The organism is Nocardia sp. NPDC023852 (assembly GCF_040639505.1).
GTDB lineage: Bacteria > Actinomycetota > Actinomycetes > Mycobacteriales > Mycobacteriaceae > Nocardia.
This window is the reverse complement of sequence record NZ_JBFAAB010000074.1, coordinates 1-2113: the sequence shown is the minus strand read 5'-3', so window position 1 is coordinate 2113 and position 2113 is coordinate 1. Positions and strand designations below refer to the sequence as shown.

Below are 2113 nucleotides of genomic sequence, written 5' to 3'. Positions count from 1 at the left end.
CGGTGCCTGCGGTGACGCCGAGGGCGGCGATCATCAGGGCCGACGTCGCGGCGAATTTCCTCATCAGCATTTGTTTGGAACCTCGATGTGAAGCGTTCGGAGGGGACTGGACCAGCAAAATCTAGACCAGCTAACGCGTGGTGAACCGGTTGTGACTATTTATTCAAATTTTGTTCACCGCCGCGGCCCATGGCTTGGTGGGCTTCTGGAAATGAGGGCGCTGACCGGGGTTTTCCACCACTAACCAAACTGGGCGTTCTTCTCTTTGGGAAGATTATGTGACGGAGGTCACAGCATGTAACTCTGGGTCAGCTGCCGCGCGGCACCGGCTGCCGAGTCGGTCATCACCGGGACCGGTCCCCACGTAGAGTCGTGTGGGTGCGATTGCTCGTCACCGGCGGCGCCGGATTCATCGGCGCGAACTTCGTTCATCTGACCGTGTCCGACCATCCCGACACGACCGTCACCGTCCTCGACGCGTTGACCTATGCCGGGAACCGGGTCTCCCTGGATCCGGTGGCCGGCCGCATCGATTTCGTGCACGGCGACATCGCCGACCTCGACCTGGTCGACGAACTGGTCAGCGGCGTCGACGCGGTGGTCCATTTCGCCGCCGAATCCCATAACGACAACTCTCTCGCCGAGCCGTGGCCGTTCCTGCAGACCAATATCGTCGGCACCTATTCGCTTCTGCAGGCCGTGCGCCGCCACGACGTGCGCTACCACCACGTGTCCACCGACGAGGTGTACGGCGACCTGACGCCGGACGCCGCGTCGTTCACCGAGACCACCCCGTACAACCCGTCGAGCCCGTACTCGGCCACCAAGGCCGCCAGCGATCTGCTGGTTCGCGCGTGGACCAGGTCGTTCGGCGTGCGCGCCACCATCTCCAACTGCAGCAACAACTACGGGCCCTACCAGCACGTGGAGAAGTTCATCCCGCGCCAGATCACCAACCTGATCGACGGTGTCCGGCCGCGGCTCTACGGCGCGGGGCACCAGGTACGCGACTGGATCCACGTCGACGACCACAACCGCGCCGTGTGGGCCATCCTGCAGCGCGGTCGAATCGGTCAGACCTACTTGATCGGCGCCGACGGCGAGCTGGACAACAAGTCCGTGGTGCGGATGATCCTGGAAGCGTTCGACCGGGATCCGGACGATTTCGATCACGTCACCGACCGGCCCGGCCACGATCAGCGCTACGCGATCGACGCGTCACTGCTTCGCACCGAACTCGGCTGGGAACCGCGCTACGGAGACTTTCGCGCCGGGTTGGCCGCGACCATCCGGTGGTACCGGGACAACGAATCCTGGTGGCGCCCGGACAAGGCGGGCACGGAGCGCGCCTACCTAGCGGCGGGCGAGCAGACGATCGGAGTGGCACGGGACTGAACTGAGTCGACCGCGCCGCTGCGCTCGAATTCCGTTGCGGGCCGGCCCCGGACGGCGATGTGGTACTTCACCGCTCCCTGCGCCACGATCACGGTGACGGCAGGACCCCACGCTCGGTGTCTTCCCGCGAATCGCTCCGCCGCGAGGAGCGGGACTTTCACCAGCAGCGCGCAGTGGTCGTACGGGACTACGCCATGAAGTCGCACACATGCAGGTCACTCGTGGTCCATATCTCCCGCCGTGACGGCTGGTCGATTGCGACTGCTTCTGGATCGGAATATTCGGTGTTCGATTCCGCCGGAGGCCGGACGGGTGAGTGCACTGCAAATACACGGTAACCGTAAGTGTCTCCGCGGTTTTCAGTATGTGGCCACCCCGCGCGATCAGCGCGCGGGAAGCGAATGAACTCCGCCCGCGCACTGCGCGGGCGGAGTTCACGACTCGTTTCTCTTATGTTGTACGAGTTCAGTTGCGGGCTTTACTTCACAGGGTTGAACGGCTGGTTGATCGTCGTGAAGTACTGGATCGCGGCGCCGATGGCGACCGGGGCGGTGATCAGCAGCTGGCCGGCGAGGGTGCCGAGGGCACCGACCGCGATGATGCCGCCGAGGCAGCCGATGACAGCGGCCGGGATGAACGCGCCGAACAGGCCGACGATGGTCGCCGCGGCGACGGTCGCACCGGCGATACCGCCGAGGACGCAGCCGACGGCTCCGCC

1 protein-coding gene and 1 pseudogene are annotated in these 2113 nt (G+C 64.8%); one reads left to right on the top strand and one right to left on the bottom strand.

The features are described 5' to 3' along the window. The first annotated feature begins 378 nt into the window (after positions 1–378). On the top strand, positions 379–1395 hold the full coding sequence (rfbB, locus tag AB0H00_RS31910) for a dTDP-glucose 4,6-dehydratase (protein WP_357273655.1): 1017 nt from the start codon (positions 379–381) through the stop codon (positions 1393–1395). Positions 1396–1873: 478 nt separating this feature from the next. Here rfbB and AB0H00_RS31905 read toward each other — a convergent pair. Further along, positions 1874–2113 (bottom strand): annotated as a pseudogene (locus AB0H00_RS31905) (hypothetical protein); the annotation flags it as partial.